Here is a 19,768-nt window from a genome sequence, read left to right on the forward strand (position 1 = left end):
GCCGCCAGCATCACGGCCTTCAGGCCCGAGCCGCACACCTTGTTGATCGTCATCCCGGGCACTGCCGCCGGCAGCCCGGCCTTGATCAGCGACTGCCGCGCCGGGTTCTGCCCCGAGCCGGCCGTCAACACCTGGCCCATGATCACTTCGCTGACCTGCTCGGGCTTCACGCCCGCGCGCTCCAGCACCGCGCGGATCACCGTCGCGCCCAGCTCAGGCGCCGCAATCTTCGCAAGCGAGCCGCCGAATTTGCCGACCGCGGTCCGCGCGGCCGATACGATCACTACGTCCGTCATTTCCCTGTCCTCCAGGCCCGCACGACACGGCGCATCGTTACCGGCCCTGTTAAAAAAACTGCGGTGCATCGGACAGCGTGCGCCGCTGTCCGGTTTTCGTCAATCGCGCTGCAATACGTAGCGTCCCGGCGCCGGCTCAATCACCGGGAACTGCGCGGAACCCGGCTTGGCGGGCGGCGCCACCTTGCGGCCGCCGTACTGGTCGAGCCACTCGACCCAGGTCGTCCACCAGCTTCCCGGCTGCTCGGCCGCACCGGCAAACCAGTCGTCCGCGGCTTCGGGCAGGTCGCTGTCGTTGACCCAGTAGCTGCGCTTCTTCTTCGCCGGCGGATTGATCACGCCCGCGATGTGACCCGACGCGCCGAGCACGAACTTCAGCGGGCCCGACAGGATCGACGTCGACGCGTAAGCCGTCTGCCACGGCACGATGTGATCCTCGCGCGAGCCATAGATGAAGGTCGGCACGTCGATCAGCGACAGGTCGACGGATTCGCCGCACACGGTCAGCGCGCCCGGCTCGCGCAGCTTGTTCTCGAGATAGGTATTGCGCAGGTACCACGCGTACATCGGGCCCGGCAGGCTCGTCGAGTCGCTGTTCCAGTACAGCAGATCGAACGGCGCGGGCGTGCGGCCCTTCAGGTAGTTGTCGACGACGTAGTTCCACACGAGGTCGTTCGGCCTCAGGAACGAGAACGTGTTCGCGAACTCGACGCCGCGCATCAGCCCCGGTTGCGTGCCGTTCTTGCCGCCGATGGTCTGCTCGCGCATCTGCACGTGCGCCTCGTCGACGAACACGTCGAGAATGCCCGTGTCGGTGAAGTCGAGCATCGCGGTGAGCAGCGTCATCGACGCGGCCGGGTGTTCGCCGCGCGCGGCGAGCACCGCCAGCGCGGTCGCGAGCATCGTGCCGCCGACGCAGAAGCCGAGCGTGTTGATCTGTTCGCGGCCGCTGACCTGCTGCACGGCATCGATCGCCGCGAGCAGCCCTTCGTTCATGTAGTCGTCCCACGTCTTGTGCGCGACCGATGCATCCGCATTGCGCCACGACACGAGGAACACCTGATGGCCGCTCGACAGCGCGTGCGCGACGAGCGAATTCTCGGGCTGCAGGTCGAGGATGTAGAACTTGTTGATGCACGGCGGAACGATCAGCAGCGGCCGCTCGAACACCTTGTCCGTCTTCGGCGTGTACTGGATCAACTGGATCAGGTCGTTCTCGTAGACGACCGCGCCTTCAGTACACCCGAGGTTCTTGCCGACCACGAACTGCGATTCGTCGGTCTGCGAAATCTTGCCGCGCTGCAGGTCGCCGAGCAGGTTCATCATCCCCTGCCGCAGGCTTTCGCCCTGCGTCTCGAGAATCGATTTCTGCGCGTCGGGATTGAGTGCGAGGAAGTTGCTCGGCGCGGCGGCAGCCGTCCATTGCTGGACCGTGAACCGAATGCGCTCGCGCGTCTTCGGATCGGTCTGAAGCGCGTCGGCCAGTTCCTGCAGATAGCGCGCGTTGAGCAGATACCAGGCAGCCGCGAACGCATGCGCCGGCGACGCCTTCCATGCATCGCCGCTGAAGCGGCGGTCCTTCAGTTCGGGCGATTCGAGCTTCGCGGCGGCCGCCTGCTGCATCAGCGTCATGCAATCGCGCGCGTAGTCGGCCTGCAGCGTCTGCAGCCGTTCGGGCGGAATCGCCGCAACCGGCAGCTTCAGCCCCGCGAACGGCGACGCCATGCTGCCCAGATCGGGCATCGACGGCACCTGGAACGGAAACGAAGTCGGGAACTGGAATGTCGCGAACGGATTGACGGTGGCCGACGCAGTCGCGGCGCGCGCCGGATCTGCAAAACCGCGCCACGCGCTCAACCACGATTCGAACATCTGCTGCATCGGCTGGGCGGCCGGATCGAAGCCGGTGCTGCCCGTGGAAGTGCCCGCCTGAGCGGACGTCGACGAATTTTTCGATGCTGTCATTACCTGCCTTACCGGTGATTCGTGAGCGTCTATCGTGAAATCCTGCTCGCGCGCGGCGTGCCGGCTGCGAGCCGGGCCGTCATGCTCTGGAGAGGCGTCTCCAGATTCTGCCGCAGTGCGGTATTTTTATCATTATCGTTTTCCCCATGTGAAGCGCCATGTCAAACCGCTGAACATTTCCGCACAGAGATAATCCGTGCGCAACAGACGGGACAAGGGTTTCGGCGAAACATAAAACATTTTGGTCGACTTGACTTCGGGATTTTTCATTCGGCTGCGCATGCAACGCCGCATTGCCGTCTAAATATCGAGATAACCGATTTCGCGACGCAACAAAACCATGCGCGCATGCGCATGCGTCAATCGGCCAGCCAGATCGCCGCCGCCATGCGGCCCGTCACGCGGTCGCGCCGGTACGAATAGAAGCGCGCGCGTTCGGTGACCGTACAGGCGGTCCCGCCGCTCACGTGCGCCACGCCGGCACGCGCGAGGCGCAGGCGCGCGAGCGCATGGAGATCGGCGAGAAACTTGCCGGGCGCGCCGTCGATCGCGACGAACGCACGACGGGTTTCATCATGCTCCGACTGCGGGGCCGTGTCGAGAAACGCGTCGCGCACGTCGGCGCCGACCTCGAACGCCTGCGGGCCGATCGCCGGCCCGAGGTACGCATGAAGCGTGTCCGTCGCGCCGCCCGCGAGTGCCGCGACGCGCGCCGCGGTCTGCTCGACGATGCCGGCCGCGAGCCCGCGCCAGCCCGCATGCGCGGCGCCGACCGCGCGGCCCTGCGCGTCGCACAGCAGCACGGGCAGGCAGTCGGCCACCATCACGACGCAGACGGCGCCCATCCGGTCCGTGACGCTCGCGTCGGCCCGCACCGGCGCCGCAGCCGCGGGCGCCGCCGCGATCACTTCGTCCGCGCGCACGATCTGCGCGCCGTGAACCTGCTCGAGCCATGCCGCGCTCGACTGGCCCGCCAGCGCGAGCAAGCGCGCGCGATTCGCGGCGACATGGACGGGATCGTCACCGGTATGCAGGCCGAGATTCATCCCGCCCGCCAACGCGGCACCGTCCTGCCAGCGCCCGTACGGGCCTTCGCTCACGCCGCCGTCGCGCGTCGTGATCAGCGCGCGCACGCGCGGCGACACCTGCCAGTCGGGCTGCACGCAGTCCTGCCACGTCAACGGCGCCAGGTTCGTCATCGGCACTCACTCCTCCTCATCGTCCAGGTACGGCTCATCGTCGTGATACTCGCCGCCGAAATCGTCATCGTCGTAGACACCGTCGTCGTCGTCGAATTCCTCGTCGCCCTGCCCGAAGCCGAGCGCCGCGACGAGTGCGTTCATGTCGTCCGGCAACGGGCAGCGCCACTGCATCGCCTTGCCGGTGACCGGATGCACGAGGCCGAGCCGCCATGCATGCAGCGCCTGTCGCGCGAACCCGTCCGGCAGCGGCGCGACCGAGCGCTTGCCGCGCGCGCGTCCGTAGACGGGATCGCCGAGCAACGGGTGCCCGGCATGCGCGCAGTGCACGCGGATCTGATGCGTGCGGCCGGTTTCGAGGTCGCACTGGATCGCCGAAACCGGCTGACGTTGCCACACGCATGTGTCAACCGTGCGGAAATGCGTGCGCGCGGGCTTGCCCGACGCGCCCGTGACGACAGCCATGCGCGTACGCTCGCGCGGATCGCGGCCGATCGGCGCGTCGATCGTGCCTTCCTCGGGCATCGTGCCCCACACGAGCGCGAAATAGCGGCGCTTCACCGTGCGGGCCTGCAGCTGGCGCACGAGGTCCGTCTGCGCGGCCAGCGTGCGTGCCACCACCATCAGGCCGGAGGTCTCCTTGTCGAGCCGGTGGACGATCCCCGCGCGCGGCAGGCCGGCCGCCGCGTCGCCGTAGCGATGCAGCAGGCCGTTCAGGATCGTGCCGCTCCAGTTGCCGGCCGCCGGGTGCACGACGAGGCCGGCCGGCTTGTTGATGACGACGAGCGCGTCGTCCTCGTAGATGACGTCGAGCGGCACGGGTTCCGGCGTGAACGCGAGCTGCTCGGGAAGCAGGTCGGGCACGAGCTCGATCTTCGCGCCGAGCGGCACCGGCTGACGGATCTTCGCGGGCGCGCCGTCGAGCAGCACGCGCTGCGCCTCGATCCAGCTCTGCAGGCGGCTGCGGGAGAATTCGGGGAACAGCTGGGCGAGCGCCTTGTCGAGGCGTTCGCCCGCGAGCGACAGCGGCACTTCGACGACGCGCGGCGCGTCATCACCCGCCGCGGACGGCGCCACGGGCGGTTGCAATACGTCGCCGGTCAGATCGTCATCGAGGGAATCCCCCGAGGCAGCGTCGGCGGGCCGACCGCTTGGGCTATAATCTTCGCGATTTGGTGTGCCCGGCTGGGCATTCTGCGAACTTGAACGGGTCATTTAGACTGGGTCACCGAGACTTGAAGCTAGGACATGCGAGCATGATGAATTCGACCAAACGTACGGCCAGAACCGTCGCCGCCCGGGCTGCGGCGGTAGCGGCCGCGGCCCTCATCGCCGGCTGCCACGGCTTGCCGCAGAAGCAGGACGAGACGGCTACCTGGTCGAACAACAAATTATACTCAGAGGCCCAGGACGCACTGTCCGGCGGCGACTGGGGCAAGTGCGCGAAATATTTCGAATCGCTGCAAGGTCGCGATCCGTTCGGCCATTTCGCGCAACAGGCGCAGATCAACGTTGCATACTGCAACTGGAAGGATAACGAAGCGGCAGCCGCCGACCAGGCCGTCGACCGCTTCATCCAGCTCCACCCCGATCATCCGGATATCCCGTACGCGTACTACCTGAAGGGGATGATCCACTTCAACGACGATCTGGGCCTGTTCGGCCGCTTCTCCGGCCAGGACATGAGCGAACGCGATCCGCAGGCGCTGCGCGAATCGTACGATGCGTTCAAGGTCGTCGTCGACCGCTTCCCGAAGAGCAAGTACGCGCCCGACGCGGCTGCACGGATGCGCTACATCGTCAACGCGCTCGCGTCGCACGAAGTGCACGCGGCCGACTACTACTACCGTCGTGGCGCGTATGTCGCGGCCATCAACCGCGCGCAGCTCGCGATCAAGGACTACAAGGGCGCGCCGGCGATCGAGGACGCGCTGCACATCATGATCCTGTCGTACGGCAAGCTGAACCAGCCGCAACTCGCCGAGGACACGAAGCGCGTGCTCGCGGGCACGTTCCCCGACAGCCCGTATGTGACCGGCCATTCGCGCCCCGGTGCGAAGAAGTCGTGGTGGCAGTTCTAAAGCGCTGCGCGACGCAACGCCAGTTGCACGAACAAAAAACCCGGCCATCGAGCCGGGTTTTTTGTTGGCGCCGCATTGCGGCGGCACAGGCGCGGTCGCGCGGCGGTCGCCGCGCGCGCCGTCACATGCGTTTTTCCGAGCGGTGCTCGTCGAAGAAGTCCTGGACGACCGCGATCTCGCGGGTCCGCTTGAACGGCGGCAAGCTCTGCCAGATCCGGCGCCCGTAAGGCTTGTCGACGAGCCGCGTGTCGCAGATCATCAGCACGCCGCGATCCGTCTCCGCACGAATCAGCCGGCCCGCGCCCTGCTTCAGCGTAATCACGGCCTGCGGCAACTGGTGCACGGCGAACGGGCTCAAGCCCTTCTTCGTCAGCGCGTCGAGCCGCGCGGCCAGCACCGGATCGTCGGGCGGTGCGAACGGCAGCTTGTCGATCACGACGAGCGACAGCGCGTCGCCGCGCACGTCGACGCCTTCCCAGAAACTCTGGCTGCCGACCAGGATCGCGTTGCCATACGCGCGGAAGCGATCGAGCAGCTCGGTGCGGCTCGCATCGCCCTGCACGAGCAGCGGCGTATTCCAGCCGCGCGATTCGATCACGTCGCGCAGCTTCGACGCGATCCGGTCGACCGCGCGCAACGTCGTGCACAGCATGAACACGCCGCCGCCGGACGCCTCGATCGCCGGCAGCGCGGCATCGAAGACGGCATCGGTAAATGCGGGCGAAGACGGCTGCGGCAGGTTGCGAGGCACGTACAGCAGCCCCTGCGACTGGTAGTCGAACGGGCTCGCGAGCGTCATCGAACGACGCGAGCTGAGGCCCATCTGCGCCGCGTAGTGCGTGAAATCGCCGCGCACCGACAACGTGGCCGACGTGAACACCCATGCACGCGGCACGCCCGCGCGCTGCTTCGCAAAGATCGGCGCAACCGACAGCGGCGTTTCGTGCAACTGGACGGTATGCGCGAACACCTCGACCCAGCGCACCTTCTCGTTCGGATCGCCGTCGGACGCCACCTTGTCGCCGGCCGCTGCCGCATCGGCCTTCGCGGCCGCCTCCGCCGCGCCGGGCGCGACCCAGCCGGCCAGCAGGTCCTGCAATTCGCGTGCGCGCCGCAGGCATGCACCGAGCGACTCCGCCCGTTCGGCCTGGCTCGCGAGCGCCGACGCGAGCGCATCGAGCGCCGCCTCGAGCGCGTCGAGCGCGCCGAACATCGGATGATCGTCGCCGAGCTGGGCGAGCGACATGCGGACGATCTGGTCGTTCGCGAACGCGAGGCGCAAGTCGCGCGCCGCCCGTTCGAGATCGCCGCCGAGCTTCACCCACTCGACCGCGTCGCGCGCATGGCTCAGGCCTTCGGCCACCGTGTCGCGCGCGAGCTCGAGGATCTGCGTCGTCGACAGCGTCTCGCCGAAGAACAGCGTCGCCGTCTCCGGCAACTGGTGCGCTTCGTCGAAGATGATCGTGTTCGCGTTCGGCAGCAGTTCGGCCATCCCCGTGTCGCGCAGCATGATGTCCGCGAAGAACAGGTGGTGGTTGACGACGACGACGTCGGCCTGCTGTGCCTCGCGCCGTGCCTGCATCACGAAGCACTCCTTGTAGTGCGGGCACTCCTGGCCGAGGCAGTTGTCGCGCGTCGACGTGACCATCGACCACACGGGTGCCGTTTCCGGCACGCTCGCGAGTTCGGCCTTGTCGCCGCTCTTCGTGAGCTTCGCGAAGCGGACGATTTCCTGCAGGTAGGCCGTGTCCTGCCGCGACGGCAGGCGGCCGTTGTCGGCCGTGCGTTGCAGGTAGTAGTGGCACAAGTAGTTTGCGCGACCCTTGAGCATCGCGACCGTCACCGGCACCGCGAGCGCGTTGCGCACGGTCGGGATGTCGCGCTGGAACAACTGGTCCTGCAGGTGCTTCGTGCCGGTCGACACGATCACCTTGCCGCCCCACAGCATCGCGGGCACGAGATACGCGTAGGTCTTGCCGGTACCCGTACCGGCCTCGACGATCAGCGTGTTGTCGCCTGCGTCGCTGTCGGACTCGGCGGCCGCGGCATCGTCCGCCGCCGGCCCGGCCGTCTTGTCGCCGTCGCCGAGGCGGCGCGCCGGCCGCTTGCGGGTTTCGAAGATCTCGGGTTCGGGCATCCGGCGCGCGGACGCTTCCATCGCGGACGCAACCGCACGCGCCATCTCGATCTGCGACGTACGCGGCCGATAGCCGTCGAGCGCGCGCGCCAGCAACCCGCCTTCGCCGAAGATCGTGTCGAGTTCGTCGACGCGCTTGCGGCTCAGCTCGAAGGTGCCTTCGGGCGCACGAACGCGCCCGGCGGACGACGCGTCTCGCCGGGCATCGGGGGTGGCTTCAAGCGGTGAATTCAAGGCAAGCGTTCCTGTGTCCAGCGCCCGAGCGGCGCCGGCGCTTGCCAGGCCGCGCTCAGGCGCGCTTATCCGGTTCCAGCTGCGATTGCAGCAAAATGATTTTGTCCTTGGCTGCCAGCTTTTCCTTCTTCAGCCGGTGCAGCGTGATGTCGTCGATGTCGGAGTGTCCTTCCTTCAGCTCGATCTCCCGAGCGAGCTGCTGGTGCTGCTCCTGCAATGCAGCCAAACGGTTGTGCAATTCCTGCTGCTGTTCCGTGAGACGGTTTTGCATGTTTGCCTCCTCATCGAAGCAGCGCGCCGGCTGGCGTGCCAACGCGCACGAGACTGATCCCGATCAATCCAACACGTTACTGCCCCTGCTGTTGCTGCTGCTTGGCCTTCTCGGCCGCTTCCTGCTGACGCCGCTCGACATCGGCCTTGTGCTGCGCGGCTTCCTTCTGCTTCTGCTCGTAGCGCACAGCGTTGTCCGCCCGCTCCTGCGCCTTCTGCGCCGCCTGCTGGTGCGCCTGGTCGAGCTTGCGCTGGAAGTCGGCCTGCTTCTGGTCGTATGCCTGCTTGCTCGCCGCGCGCTGCGGCCCTTCCGCGCCGCGCTGTGCCTGCTTCAGCGCATTCTGCTCCTGCTTGTCGCGGAACGCAGCCGCGTTCGCCGCGTCGTTCGCCGCGCGCTGCGGCGCTTCCGCCGCATTCTGCGCCTGCTTCAGCGCCTGTTGCTGGTCGCGCTGCTGCGCGCGCACCGCGCGCTGCTCGTCGTTCAGCGCAAGCTGCTCCTGGCGGATGCTCGCCCGCTCGTCGCGCATCTGGTCGCGAGCCTTGCCGAGACAGTGATTGACGAAGAACTTGCTGTAGCAATCGTGCTCGGCCACCGCATAACGATAATCGTTTTCCGCGGAGCGCTGATTGAGCACTTTTTGACGGGCGTCGAAATCCGGTGCGGCTGTGGCCGTAGCGGGTGCGGCTGCGACGGCTTCCGGCGCGGTTGCGTCGGAAGCCTGCGCGAACGCACCGGAAGGCCCGGCAGACAAAGCCGCGGCGAGCGCTGCGCCGAGCGCGGCGAGAGAAATGCGGGAAGTTGGCAACGTCGTAGGAAAGCTGCGGGACATGTGTCAAATTCTATCACCCCCGGCTGGGCGCTCCGCCATTTATGGCAAAATGCCCCGCTTCACCCACCCGCGGCATCTGGCCCGTCGGGCCGCCGTGCAGCCTGCCGCTCCGGGCCTGCCGGCCCGCGCCGCGATTTCAGCAGGCAGATCATCCACGACATGACGGAAACCGTAGCACTCAAGATCGTACAGCGCATCGCCACCGAACTGTCCGTCCAGCCGCGCCAGGTCGCGGCGGCCGTGCAACTCCTCGACGAAGGCTCGACCGTTCCGTTCATTGCCCGGTACCGCAAGGAAGTGACCGGCAACCTGGACGACACGCAGCTGCGCCAGCTCGAGGAACGCCTCCTGTATCTGCGCGAACTCGAGGATCGCCGCGCGGCGATCCTGTCGAGCATCGACGAACAGGGCAAGCTGACCGACGAACTGCGTGCCGCGATCGACGCGGCCGACAGCAAGCAGGTGCTCGAAGACCTCTATCTGCCGTACAAGCCGAAGCGCCGTACGCGCGCGCAGATCGCCCGCGAAGCCGGCCTCGAGCCGCTCGCGCAGGCGCTGCTCGCGAACCCGCTGCTCGACCCGCAGGCCGAGGCGGCCGCGTATGTCGACGCCGACAAGGGCGTCGCCGACGTGAAGGCCGCGCTCGACGGCGCACGCGACATCCTGTCCGAACAGTTCGGCGAGACGGCCGAGCTGCTCGGCAAGCTGCGCGACTACCTGCACAACCAGGGCGTCGTGTCGTCGGCTGTCGTCGAGGGCAAGGAAAACGAGGAAGGCGAGAAATTCCGCGACTATTACGACTACGCGGAAACGATCAAGACCGTGCCGTCGCACCGCGCACTCGCACTGTTCCGCGGCCGCAACGCGGGCGTGCTGACGGTCAAGCTCGGCCTCGGCGAAGAGCTCGACGCGCAGGTGCCGCATCCCGGCGAGGCGATGATCGCGCGCCATTTCGGTATCGCGAACCAGAACCGCCCGGCCGACAAATGGCTGTCCGACGTATGCCGCTGGTGCTGGCGCGTGAAGGTGCAGCCGCATATCGAGAACGAACTGCTCACGCAACTGCGCGAAACCGCCGAAACCGAAGCGATCCGCGTGTTCGCGCGCAACCTGAACGACCTGCTGCTCGCGGCACCGGCCGGCCCGAAGGCCGTGATCGGTCTCGACCCCGGCCTGCGCACCGGCGTGAAGGTCGCGGTCGTCGACCGCACCGGCAAGGTACTCGCGACCGACACGATCTACCCGCACGAGCCGCGCCGCGACTGGGACGGCTCGATCGCGAAACTCGCGCGCATCGCCGCGCAGACGCAGGCCGAACTGATCAGCATCGGCAACGGCACCGCGTCGCGCGAAACCGACAAGCTCGCGAGCGAACTGATCGCGAAACACCCCGAGCTGCGCCTGCAGAAGATCGTCGTGTCGGAAGCCGGCGCGTCGGTCTACTCGGCGTCCGAGCTCGCGGCGAAGGAATTCCCGGAGCTCGACGTGTCGCTGCGCGGCGCCGTGTCGATCGCGCGCCGCCTGCAGGACCCGCTCGCCGAGCTCGTGAAGATCGAGCCGAAGGCGATCGGCGTCGGCCAGTACCAGCACGACGTGAACCAGCGCGAACTCGCCCGCTCGCTCGACGCGGTCGTCGAGGATTGCGTGAACGCGGTCGGCGTCGACGCGAACACGGCATCGGCCCCGCTGCTCGCACGCGTGTCGGGCCTGAACGCGACGCTCGCGCGCAACATCGTCGACTACCGCGATGCGAACGGCCCGTTCCCGTCGCGCGAGCACCTGCGCAAGGTGCCGCGCCTCGGCGACAAGACGTTCGAGCAGGCCGCCGGCTTCCTGCGCATCAACGGCGGCGAAAATCCGCTCGACCGCTCGTCGGTGCACCCGGAAGCCTATCCTGTCGTCGAGCGGATGCTCGCGAAGATCAGCAAGCGCATCGACGACGTGCTCGGCAACCGCGAGGCGCTGTCGGGCCTGTCCCCTGCGGAATTTGTCGACGAACGTTTCGGCTTGCCGACCGTGCGCGACATCCTGTCCGAACTGGAGAAGCCGGGCCGCGATCCGCGCCCGGAATTCAAGACGGCGACGTTCCGCGAAGGCGTCGAGAAGGTATCGGATCTCGTGCCGGGCATGACGCTCGAAGGCGTCGTGACGAACGTCGCCGCGTTCGGCGCGTTCGTGGATATCGGCGTCCATCAGGACGGCCTCGTCCACGTGTCCGCGATGTCGACGAAGTTCATCAAGGACCCGCACGAAGTCGTGAAGGCCGGCCAGGTCGTCAAGGTGAAGGTGATCGACGTCGACGTGAAGCGCCAGCGCATTGCGCTGACGATGCGCCTCGACGACGATGCGGCAGCACCCGGCATGTCGTCGCGCGGCAGCCAGGATCGCGGCAACGCGGGGCGCGGTGCCGCCCGCCCGCCGCGTTCGCGCGAGCCGGAACCGGCCGGCGCGATGGCCGCGGCATTCGCGAAGCTGAAGCGCTGAGCACGCGAAAGCCGTCGACGCACGCAAAGCCCGCCGCAAGGCGGGCTTTTTTATTGCTGCCGCGAACGCACACGACTCGACGCTCGCTGGCGCCTGCGCGCACGCATTCGGCTATCTGACTGGATGGTTTGGCTTGTGCGGAACACGCAGCGCGAGGCGGCTGCGTTTGCTTTGCGTTTGCAGCCGGCGCGATGCGAACGATCGCGGCAGGCCTCGGCGGTCGACAGACGCGGCGCGCGGCCAGGAAGCCCGCGCGCCGCGCCCGCTCAGATCTCGATCTTCGTGCCGAGCTCGACGACGCGATTCGCCGGAATCGAGAAGAAGTCGGTCGGCTTCGCGGCGTTCTGATGCATCCACGCGAACACGCGCTCGCGCCAGATCGACATACCGGGCAGATGCGTCGGCACGACCGTTTCGCGCGCGAGGAAGAACGACGTATCCATCAGCTCGAACGTCATGTCGTGCGCGCGGCCGAATTCCTCGAGCACGGCCTTCACGTCCGGCGTCTCGTTGAAACCGTACTCGGCCTTGACGATGTACAGCCCGCCGCCCGCATCGCGCGAGCTCAGGCGCTTGTCGTCGCGCACGTAAGGAAAATCGCGCGTGACGAACGTCAGGAAAATGGTGCGCTCGTGCAGCACCTTGTTGTGCTTCAGGTTGTGCAGCAGGCTGACTGGCACGAGCTTGTCGTTGCCGGTCAGGTAGATCGCGGTGCCCGACACGCGATGCGGCGGATGCGCGAGCAGCCCCTGCAGGAACGGCTCGAGCGGAATGCCGTCGGCCGCCGTGCGCTCCTTGACGATGTGGCGCCCCTTGTACCAGGTCATCAGCAGGAAGAACAGCAACGCGCCGATGCCGAGCGGCAGCCAGCCGCCCTGCGCGACCTTCAGCAGGTTCGCGCCGAAAAAGCCGAGGTCGATCGCGAGGAACACCGCGATGATCGCGCCGACCAGCAACCGGTTCCAGTTCCACACCTTCACCATCACGACGCATGCGAGCACGGTTGTGATCACCATCGTCGCCGTCACCGCAATGCCGTACGCGGCCGCGAGGTTGTCGGAGCTCTTGAAGCCGACCACGATGCAGAGGATCACGAACAGCAGCAGCCAGTTCACGACCGGCACGTAGATCTGGCCGATCGCGAGTTCCGACGTATGCAGCACCTTCATGCGCGGCACGTAGCCGAGCTGGATCGCCTGCGACGTCAGCGAATATGCACCCGAGATCACGGCCTGCGACGCGATCACGGTCGCAACCGTCGACAGCACGACGAGCGGCAGCAGCCCCCATTCGGGCGCCAGCAGGAAGAACGGGTTCTCGATCGCCTTCGGGTTCTGGATCAGCAGCGCGCCCTGGCCAAAGTAGTTCAGCACGAGCGACGGCATCACGAGCCCGTATGCAGCGAGGCGAATCGGCTTCGCGCCGAAGTGACCCATGTCCGCGTAGAGCGCTTCCGCACCGGTCAGCACCAGCACGACCGAGCCGAGCACGACGTAGGCCTGCAGCAGGTGATCGGCCATGAACGACGCTGCGTAGTACGGATTGATTGCCGCGATGATGCCCGGCACGCGCACGATGTGGTACACGCCGAGCGCCGCGATCACGACGAACCACAGCACCATGATCGGACCGAACAGCTTGCCGACCAACGCGGTGCCGTGGCGCTGGATCCAGAACAGCGCGATCAGGATCACGATCGTGATCGGCAGCACGAGGTGCGACAGGTGCGGCGTCGCGATTTCGAGACCTTCGACGGCCGACATCACCGAGATCGCCGGCGTGATCACCGCGTCCCCGTAGAACATGCATGCGCCGAATATCCCGAGCGCCATCAGCGCACCCGCGACGCGGGTTTTCGAGTCGAGCGGCCGCAGCGACAGCGCCATCAGCGCGAGCACGCCGCCTTCGCCGTTGTTGTCTGCCCGCATCACGAACAGCAGGTACTTGACGCCGACCACCAGGATGATCGCCCAGAACAGCAGCGAGATCACACCGAGAATCGAGCTTTCGGTCAGCGGAATGCCGTGCGCGGGGCTGAACGCCTCCTTGAGCGAATACAGCGGGCTGGTGCCGATGTCGCCGAACACGACGCCGATGGCTGCTATCGCTAGCGCCCGCATCGAGTGTTGTTGCGTCGAGTGCGGCGCGTGTGCTGCGTCGGTCGCGTGGATCGTGTCGTTCATATGAAGCGTAATAATCGGGTCCGGGTCGGACAAAACGAGCGCTATTCTACTCGCGCCCCCGTGAAACGCCGCCCTGCTCTGTTGCCGTGAAACCACGTGATCCACGCTGCGCATGCAATCCGGCGCGAGCTGTGGCAGGGCTGCCATCATAGCCGGGGCGGCGCCGTCTGCCTACCGGATACGCAGCGCACACCGCGCCGCACAAACGGTGCCGCAACGAAAAACGGCGCCGCAAGCGGCGCCGTACAAGGCTTTCCTTCGATCGGCCGGCCGCTTACGCGCCCGAACCGTCGCGCTGCGCGCGACCGCGCTTGATCCATGCCTCGAGGTTGTGCGGGCGAACCGTGTCCCATTCTTCGAACGGCTGATGAATCCACGGATTCGTCGGCAGATATTGCGTGTGATAGTCGGGCTTGACCTTCGAGCAACCCTTGTACCAGAGCACGGCCGAACGCACGGCCGTCACGGCCGGATAACGCTCCTTCAGGTGCTCCTGCACGCGCGCGAGCGTGACGCCCGAATCGACGAGATCGTCGACCAGCAGCACGTTGCCCGCGAGGTTGCCGCGCGTCATCGTGATGTACTGCGCGATGTCGAGGTCGCCCTGCTCGGTGCCGGCCGCTTCCCGGTACGAACTCGTCGCGAGGATCGCGAGCGGCACGTCGTAGATGCGCGACAGTTGATCGCCGACGCGCAGGCCGCCGCGCGCGAGACACAGGATCTGGTCGAACTTCCAGCCCGATGCATGCACCTCGAGCGCGAGCAGCTCGATCAGACGATGATATTCGTCCCAGCCTACCCACAGGTTCTTGTCATCGTTGCGCGGATCGGTCATCAAGTCTGCCGCCGTCATCGTGATTTGCTGCGTCATCTGGGGTTACACCTTGAACGGATGGCGGAGCAGGATCGTTTCGTCGCGGTCCGGGCCCGTCGACACCATGTCGACCGGCACGCCAGCCACTTCCTGGACGCGGCTCAGGTAGGCCTGCGCGTTCGCCGGCAGTGCTTCCCACGTCTTGATGCCGACCGTGCTTTCCTTCCAGCCGGAGAACGTTTCGTACACGGGCTCGCAACGGGCCACATCGGCCGCGCCGCGCGGCAGGATGTCCACATCCTTGCCGTCGATCTTGTAGCCGACGCACAGCTTGACTTCGTCGAGGCCGTCGAGCACGTCGAGCTTCGTCATGCACAGGCCCGACACGCCGTTGATCTGGATCGAGCGGCGCAGCGCGGCCGCATCGAGCCAGCCCGTGCGGCGCGGACGGCCGGTGACGGAACCGAATTCCTTGCCGACGTTCGCGAGCGTGACGCCGACCTGGTCCTGACGCTGCGGGTTGTCCGCATCGTACAGTTCGCTCGGGAACGGGCCCGAACCGACGCGCGTGCAATACGCCTTCGTGATGCCGAGGATGTAGTTGAGCTTCTGCGGACCGACGCCCGCGCCGGCCGACGCCGCACCCGCGACGCAGTTGCTCGACGTGACGAACGGATAGGTGCCATGATCGATGTCGAGCAGCGTGCCTTGCGCGCCTTCGAACAGCAGGTTCTGGCCCGCGTTGTTCGCGTCGTACAGGCGGCGCGACACGTCGGCCACCATCGGCTTCAGGCGGTCGGCATAGCCGAGCATCGTGTCGAGCGTGGCCTGGAAGTCGACGGCCGCGCCACCCAGGTACTGGGTCAGCACGAAGTTGTGGAAATCGAGGTTTTCGCGCAGGCGGTCGGCGAAGGTCTTCGCGTCGAACAGGTCCTGCACGCGCAGCGCGCGGCGGCCGACCTTGTCTTCGTACGCGGGGCCGATGCCGCGGCCCGTCGTGCCGATCTTGCCCGCGCCCTTGCGCGCTTCGCGCGCCTGGTCGATCGCGATGTGGTACGGCAGGATCAGCGTCGCGGCTTCGGAAATGAACAGACGGTCGCGCACGTTCACGCCGGCTTCTTCGAGCTCGCCGATTTCCTTGAACAGTGCTTCGGGGGACAGGACGACGCCGTTGCCGATGTAGCAGGCGACGCCTTCACGCATGATGCCCGACGGAATGAGGCGCAAGATCGTTTTCTTGCCGCCGATGATGAGGGTGTGGCCGGCGTTGTGACCGCCCTGGAAACGCACGACGCCCTGAGCGTGGTCCGTCAGCCAGTCGACGATCTTGCCCTTGCCTTCATCACCCCATTGAGTTCCCACAACGACGACATTGCGCCCGGGAGTCACGTTCACTGCGCTGGCAGACATGTTGATTCGTTAGCTGGTTAAAAACGTATTCTACCTATGTTCGCGGGCGTTTCCGAATTTTTCCGTTTCGCTTCAACGATATGCACGCCGAAGCACGGCCCGCGAACGCCTGTTTATCGGGGTTCGACCACCCATGCGCCGTTGCGCTCGACGAGCGAACGGTCGCATGCGAACTCGTCGAGCACGTGGTCGTGGCCCGGCAGTGCCTGGATCACGACCTCGCCCGCATCGCGCAGCGCCGCGACGGCCGCGCCCAGCGCGTCGTCCTGCGCCCACGGCGCGAGAATCGCGGTGCCGCGCGCCTCGACCGGCGAAATCCGCGCGAGCTCGCGCAGGTCGAGCGAGAAGCCCGTGGCCGGACGGGCACGGCCATATGCCTGACCCACGTGGTCGTAGCGGCCGCCGCGTGCGATCGCGTTCGGCACGCCGTCGATGTACGCGCTGAACATCGCGCCGCTGTGGTACGCGTAGCCGCGCAGGTCGGCGAGATCGATCGCCACTTCGGCGCCCTTCGCCTGCGCGGCGAGCTGCGCCAGATCGTCGAGCGCCCGCGTGATTTCGGGCAGCACCGGCAGCCGTGCACGCGCCTCGGCGAGCACGCTCGCGTCGCCGTAAAGGCTCGGCAGCGCGCGCAGCGCTGCGCGCGTATCGGCACCGAGATCGTCGGTGAGTTCGTTCAGCAGCGGCACGTCCTTGCCCGACAGCGCGTCGTACAGCGACTCGCCGCGCTCGGCGGCCTGTGCATCGCGCGCCAGCAGCGCCGCGAGCACGCCCGCATGGCCGAGGTCGAGACGGATGCGCGACAGGCCCGCGAGATGCAGTGCGTCGAGCATCAGTTGCTGGATCTCGAGATCGGCTTCCAGCCCGGCATGCCCGTAGATTTCGGCACCGATCTGGATCTGCTCGCGCGTCGCGTGCAGGCCGCGCGGACGCGTATGCATCACGTGGCCCGCATAGCAGAGGCGCGTCACGCCCTGACGGTTCAACAGGTGCGCGTCGATCCGCGCGACCTGCGGCGTGATGTCCGCGCGCAGGCCGAGCGTGCGACCCGACAGCTGGTCGACCAGCTTGAAGGTGCGCAGGCGCAGATCGGCGCCGCCGCTCGTCAGCAGCGACTCGAGATACTCGAGCAGCGGCGGCATCACCATTTCGTAGCCGTACGAACGGAAACGGTCGAGCAGCCTGCGGCGCAGCTCCTCGATCTTGCGCGCTTCCGACGGCAGTACGTCGGCGATATTCTCGGGAAGTAACCAGGTCGACATCGGTACGGTCCTACGACGGGAAACAGCGCGCGACACGCGCGCCGCAATATGAATCGAAAATTCGGAATCGGGCGGGACGAACGGCGGACGCGCCGTCCGGATCAAGTGGCGAGCAGCAGCAGTACGAGCCCGAGCACCATCACGATCAGCCCGCCGATCCGGATATGATGCGGCGGCCGCTCAGCTATTCTACGAAACGTGTCGCGCCAGGCGACGGGAAACACGAAGGGAAACGCTCCCTCGATGATCAGCATCAGCGCTACTGCGAGCAACAACGAGCCAGCCAGGTCCATGCGAGCGACGGCGCCGCTCGACGCGGCGCCCCAAGGTCAGTGTTTGCGGGGAGCAGGCGCCGACGGTGCGGCACCGCCCGTCGGGCTGCGCATGAAGCGGAAGAACTCGCTGTCGGGATCGACGACGATGATGTCGTTGCGCTTGAACGTCTTCCGGTAGGCCTGCAGGCTCGCGTAGAACTGATAGAACTGCGGATCGCGGCCGAACGCGTCGGCGGCAATCGTCGCGGCCTTCGCGTCGCCCTCGCCCTTGATCGTCTGCGCGGATTTGTACGCGTTCGCGAGCACGGCCTGCTGTTCGCGTTCGGCGTCGGCCTTGATCTGCTCGACGTCGGACGCGCCTTCCGCACGCACCTGTGCCGCCTGATCGCGCAGCGCGCCGATCATCCGCTGATAGACGGCATCCGTCTGCGCAGCCGGCAAGTCGACGCGCGTCAACTGGACGTCGACCACGTCGACGCCGAAACCGGACGCTTTCGCCTTCGCCGCGTCGCGGGCTGCGTCGGCGATCGCGCGCTGGCCGCCGAGGGCATCGTCGAGCGCACGCTTGCCGAACGCGTCGCCGAGCGCGCTCTTCAGCACACCGGCCAGGCGTTCGGTAGCCGCCGCCGGATCGCCGCCCGTCGCCGTGAAATATTTCAGCGGATCGCTGATCCGGTACTTCACCGCATACGCGACGAGCAGGTCGTGCTTGTCTTCCGTTGCCAGTTGCAGCGGATCGGACGACTCGAGCGATTGCAGGCGCGTGTCGATCAGCGTGGCCGTCTGCAGTGGCGGCGGCAGCTTGAAATGGATACCGGGGCCGGCGAGTTCGGGCTGCGCGCCGTCGCGGCCCGACAGCACGGCCGTATGGCGCGGATCGACGGTCAGGACCGTCGAGGACGCCGCGAAGGCAACGATCACGATTGCGACGACGAGCGCAATGATTCGGTTCATGTTCTGCGCTCCCGTTACTTCAGATCGTCTTCACGCGACCGGCTGCGGAACGCTTCGCGCGATGATCGCAGCACGTCGGTGCCCGACGCGGCGGCGGCCGGTGCCGCGCTCGCGGGTACGGCCGCCGACGGCGCGACCGCCGCCGGTGCGGACGCCGCATCGGGCGCGGTTGCGCCGGTGGACGTCGCGGCGTTTTGCCGCCCCTGCTCGACGAGCTTGTCGAGCGGCAGATACACGACGCTGTTGCCGCCCTTGTTGCCGACGAACACCTTCGTCGCGTTCGAATAGATTTCCTGCATCGTATCGAGGTACATCCGCTCGCGGATCACCGCCGGCGCCTTCGAGTACTGCGCGTAGACCTGCTTGAACCGATCGGCATCGCCTTCGGCTTCCGTGACCACGCGATCGGAATACGCCTTCGCTTCGTCGACGAGCTTCGCGGCATCGCCCTGCGCCTTCGGCAGCAGGTCGTTTGCGTATGCTTGCGCGGCGCGCTTCGCGGCCTCGCGCTCGTCGCGCGCCTTCGCGACTTCACCGTAGGCGGCCTGCGTCTGCTCCGGCGCCGCGACGCTCTGCATCGTGACGGCCGTCACCTCGAGCCCCGACTGGTAGCGGTCGAGATCGCGCTGAATCGCGGCGGAAAGCTGCCCGCGCAGCGCGTCGCGATCCTGGTTCAGCACGTCGGCCGCGCTGCGCGTACCGACGATCGCACGCACCGCGGCCTGCGCGGCCTGCGACACGCTGCGCTCGGGATCGACGCTGCGGAACAGGTAATCGGTTGCCGAACGAATCCGGTACTGGACGATGAAGCGCACGTCGACGATGTCGGCATCGCGCGTCAGCATCGCCGCTTCCTTCACGTTCGCGAGACGCACGACGTTGTTGCGGCCGATCTCGATCGATCGGACCTGCGACGTATCGACGATCTCGTGCGACGCGAACGGATACGGCGCGCGCCAGTGCACGCCCTGGCCGACCGTGCCCGACAGCTTGCCGAGCTGCAGTACGACGCCCGTCTGGCCGTCCTGCACGACGAACAGCCCGCTGCCCGCGTAGACCGCGACCAGCACGCCGATCACGATGCCGACGCCGACCCGCGCAGCCCGTCCGTTGTCGGGACGGAAGCCATTGCCGCCTTTGCCTCCGAAGAGGCCGCTCAGGCGGCGGTTGAAGTTGCGCCACATCTCGTCGAGATCGGGCGGACCTTCGCCGTCGCCGCCTTGCGGACGCTTCGATTCGTTCGCACGGGGACGGGATCCGTCTTTGCCATTGCCTTCGCCGCGTCCCCAGCGGGGATCGTTGATCGACAGCAAGGCGCGCATCCGCCGCCAGGTACTCCGCTCGTTGTATTCGTTCACCAGAGTTTGTTCACCA

Annotated in this window: 15 protein-coding genes and 1 pseudogene; 2 read left to right on the plus strand and 14 right to left on the minus strand. The window is 66.9% G+C overall.

Annotation, left to right across the window (positions count from 1 at the left end; all coding sequences use genetic code 11):
- From ACM6JT_RS16670 to ACM6JT_RS16685, 4 genes and pseudogenes are all read right to left on the minus strand, one after another.
- Positions 1–296, minus strand: a pseudogene (locus ACM6JT_RS16670) (acetyl-CoA C-acetyltransferase); the annotation flags it as partial.
- 99 nt (positions 297–395) lie between these two features.
- On the minus strand, positions 396–2,261 hold the full coding sequence (phaC, locus tag ACM6JT_RS16675) for a class I poly(R)-hydroxyalkanoic acid synthase (RefSeq protein ID WP_105392268.1): 1,866 nt from the start codon (positions 2,259–2,261) through the stop codon (positions 396–398).
- 359 nt (positions 2,262–2,620) lie between these two features.
- On the minus strand, positions 2,621–3,460 hold the full coding sequence (gene pgeF / locus ACM6JT_RS16680; RefSeq protein ID WP_414856884.1) for a peptidoglycan editing factor PgeF: 840 nt from the start codon (positions 3,458–3,460) through the stop codon (positions 2,621–2,623).
- A gap of 6 nt (positions 3,461–3,466) precedes the next feature.
- Entirely contained in the window at positions 3,467–4,675 is a 1,209-nt protein-coding gene (locus ACM6JT_RS16685; protein ID WP_034181298.1) for an RluA family pseudouridine synthase, read from the minus strand.
- 41 nt (positions 4,676–4,716) lie between these two features.
- Here ACM6JT_RS16685 and ACM6JT_RS16690 point away from each other — a divergent pair, with 41 nt between their 5' ends.
- Positions 4,717–5,541, plus strand: coding sequence for an outer membrane protein assembly factor BamD (locus ACM6JT_RS16690; RefSeq protein ID WP_021163132.1), 825 nt, complete (start codon positions 4,717–4,719; stop codon positions 5,539–5,541).
- A 121-nt stretch (positions 5,542–5,662) separates the two neighbouring features.
- On the opposite strand, the gene ACM6JT_RS16695 is transcribed toward ACM6JT_RS16690, so the two are convergent.
- From ACM6JT_RS16695 to ACM6JT_RS16705, 3 genes are all read right to left on the minus strand, one after another.
- Positions 5,663–7,912: an ATP-dependent DNA helicase gene (locus tag ACM6JT_RS16695; RefSeq protein ID WP_034181297.1), complete on the minus strand. Its 2,250-nt coding sequence runs from the start codon at positions 7,910–7,912 to the stop codon at positions 5,663–5,665.
- Between the two features lie 55 nt (positions 7,913–7,967).
- Positions 7,968–8,183 (minus strand): YdcH family protein, encoded by a 216-nt coding sequence (locus ACM6JT_RS16700; RefSeq protein ID WP_034181296.1) that lies wholly within the window; start codon positions 8,181–8,183, stop codon positions 7,968–7,970.
- Between the two features lie 76 nt (positions 8,184–8,259).
- A complete protein-coding gene (locus ACM6JT_RS16705) occupies positions 8,260–9,012 on the minus strand; it encodes a hypothetical protein (RefSeq protein ID WP_034181295.1) in 753 nt (250 codons plus the stop codon).
- A gap of 159 nt (positions 9,013–9,171) precedes the next feature.
- Between ACM6JT_RS16705 and ACM6JT_RS16710 the strand changes: the two genes are divergently transcribed.
- On the plus strand, positions 9,172–11,496 hold the full coding sequence (locus ACM6JT_RS16710) for a Tex family protein (RefSeq protein ID WP_034181294.1): 2,325 nt from the start codon (positions 9,172–9,174) through the stop codon (positions 11,494–11,496).
- A gap of 266 nt (positions 11,497–11,762) precedes the next feature.
- Here ACM6JT_RS16710 and ACM6JT_RS16715 read toward each other — a convergent pair whose 3' ends face one another.
- From ACM6JT_RS16715 to hflK, 7 genes are all read right to left on the minus strand, one after another.
- Entirely contained in the window at positions 11,763–13,679 is a 1,917-nt protein-coding gene (locus ACM6JT_RS16715; RefSeq protein WP_034181293.1) for a potassium transporter Kup, read from the minus strand.
- Positions 13,680–13,953: 274 nt separating this feature from the next.
- Positions 13,954–14,550, minus strand: coding sequence for a phosphoribosyltransferase (locus ACM6JT_RS16720; protein ID WP_034181292.1), 597 nt, complete (start codon positions 14,548–14,550; stop codon positions 13,954–13,956).
- A 6-nt stretch (positions 14,551–14,556) separates the two neighbouring features.
- Entirely contained in the window at positions 14,557–15,903 is a 1,347-nt protein-coding gene (locus ACM6JT_RS16725) for an adenylosuccinate synthase (protein ID WP_034181291.1), read from the minus strand.
- A 113-nt stretch (positions 15,904–16,016) separates the two neighbouring features.
- On the minus strand, positions 16,017–17,165 hold the full coding sequence (locus tag ACM6JT_RS16730) for an ATP phosphoribosyltransferase regulatory subunit (protein WP_034181290.1): 1,149 nt from the start codon (positions 17,163–17,165) through the stop codon (positions 16,017–16,019).
- 101 nt (positions 17,166–17,266) lie between these two features.
- Complete coding sequence (locus tag ACM6JT_RS16735; protein WP_006478685.1) at positions 17,267–17,458, minus strand: DUF2065 domain-containing protein; 192 nt, start codon at positions 17,456–17,458, stop codon at positions 17,267–17,269.
- 36 nt (positions 17,459–17,494) lie between these two features.
- Positions 17,495–18,394 (minus strand): protease modulator HflC, encoded by a 900-nt coding sequence (gene hflC, locus ACM6JT_RS16740; RefSeq protein WP_034181289.1) that lies wholly within the window; start codon positions 18,392–18,394, stop codon positions 17,495–17,497.
- A gap of 14 nt (positions 18,395–18,408) precedes the next feature.
- Complete coding sequence (hflK, locus tag ACM6JT_RS16745) at positions 18,409–19,752, minus strand: FtsH protease activity modulator HflK (protein WP_034181288.1); 1,344 nt, start codon at positions 19,750–19,752, stop codon at positions 18,409–18,411.
- Positions 19,753–19,768: the final 16 nt, after the last annotated feature.

The organism is Burkholderia sp. IT-111MI5, from assembly GCF_949752865.1.
In the GTDB taxonomy this organism is placed as follows: domain Bacteria; phylum Pseudomonadota; class Gammaproteobacteria; order Burkholderiales; family Burkholderiaceae; genus Burkholderia; species Burkholderia pyrrocinia_C.

Coding starts and splice junctions, on each gene's coding strand:
- ACM6JT_RS16710 (WP_034181294.1), top strand. CDS start 9,172: ATGACGGAAACCGTAGCACTCAAGATCGTACAGCGCATCGCCACCGAA.
- ACM6JT_RS16735 (WP_006478685.1), bottom strand. CDS start 17,458: ATGGACCTGGCTGGCTCGTTGTTGCTCGCAGTAGCGCTGATGCTGATC.
- ACM6JT_RS16730 (WP_034181290.1), bottom strand. CDS start 17,165: ATGTCGACCTGGTTACTTCCCGAGAATATCGCCGACGTACTGCCGTCG.
- ACM6JT_RS16725 (WP_034181291.1), bottom strand. CDS start 15,903: ATGTCTGCCAGCGCAGTGAACGTGACTCCCGGGCGCAATGTCGTCGTT.
- ACM6JT_RS16715 (WP_034181293.1), bottom strand. CDS start 13,679: ATGAACGACACGATCCACGCGACCGACGCAGCACACGCGCCGCACTCG.
- pgeF (WP_414856884.1), bottom strand. CDS start 3,460: ATGACGAACCTGGCGCCGTTGACGTGGCAGGACTGCGTGCAGCCCGAC.
- ACM6JT_RS16685 (WP_034181298.1), bottom strand. CDS start 4,675: ATGACCCGTTCAAGTTCGCAGAATGCCCAGCCGGGCACACCAAATCGC.
- phaC (WP_105392268.1), bottom strand. CDS start 2,261: ATGACAGCATCGAAAAATTCGTCGACGTCCGCTCAGGCGGGCACTTCC.
- ACM6JT_RS16720 (WP_034181292.1), bottom strand. CDS start 14,550: ATGACGCAGCAAATCACGATGACGGCGGCAGACTTGATGACCGATCCG.
- ACM6JT_RS16705 (WP_034181295.1), bottom strand. CDS start 9,012: ATGTCCCGCAGCTTTCCTACGACGTTGCCAACTTCCCGCATTTCTCTC.
- ACM6JT_RS16690 (WP_021163132.1), top strand. CDS start 4,717: ATGATGAATTCGACCAAACGTACGGCCAGAACCGTCGCCGCCCGGGCT.
- hflC (WP_034181289.1), bottom strand. CDS start 18,394: ATGAACCGAATCATTGCGCTCGTCGTCGCAATCGTGATCGTTGCCTTC.
- ACM6JT_RS16700 (WP_034181296.1), bottom strand. CDS start 8,183: ATGCAAAACCGTCTCACGGAACAGCAGCAGGAATTGCACAACCGTTTG.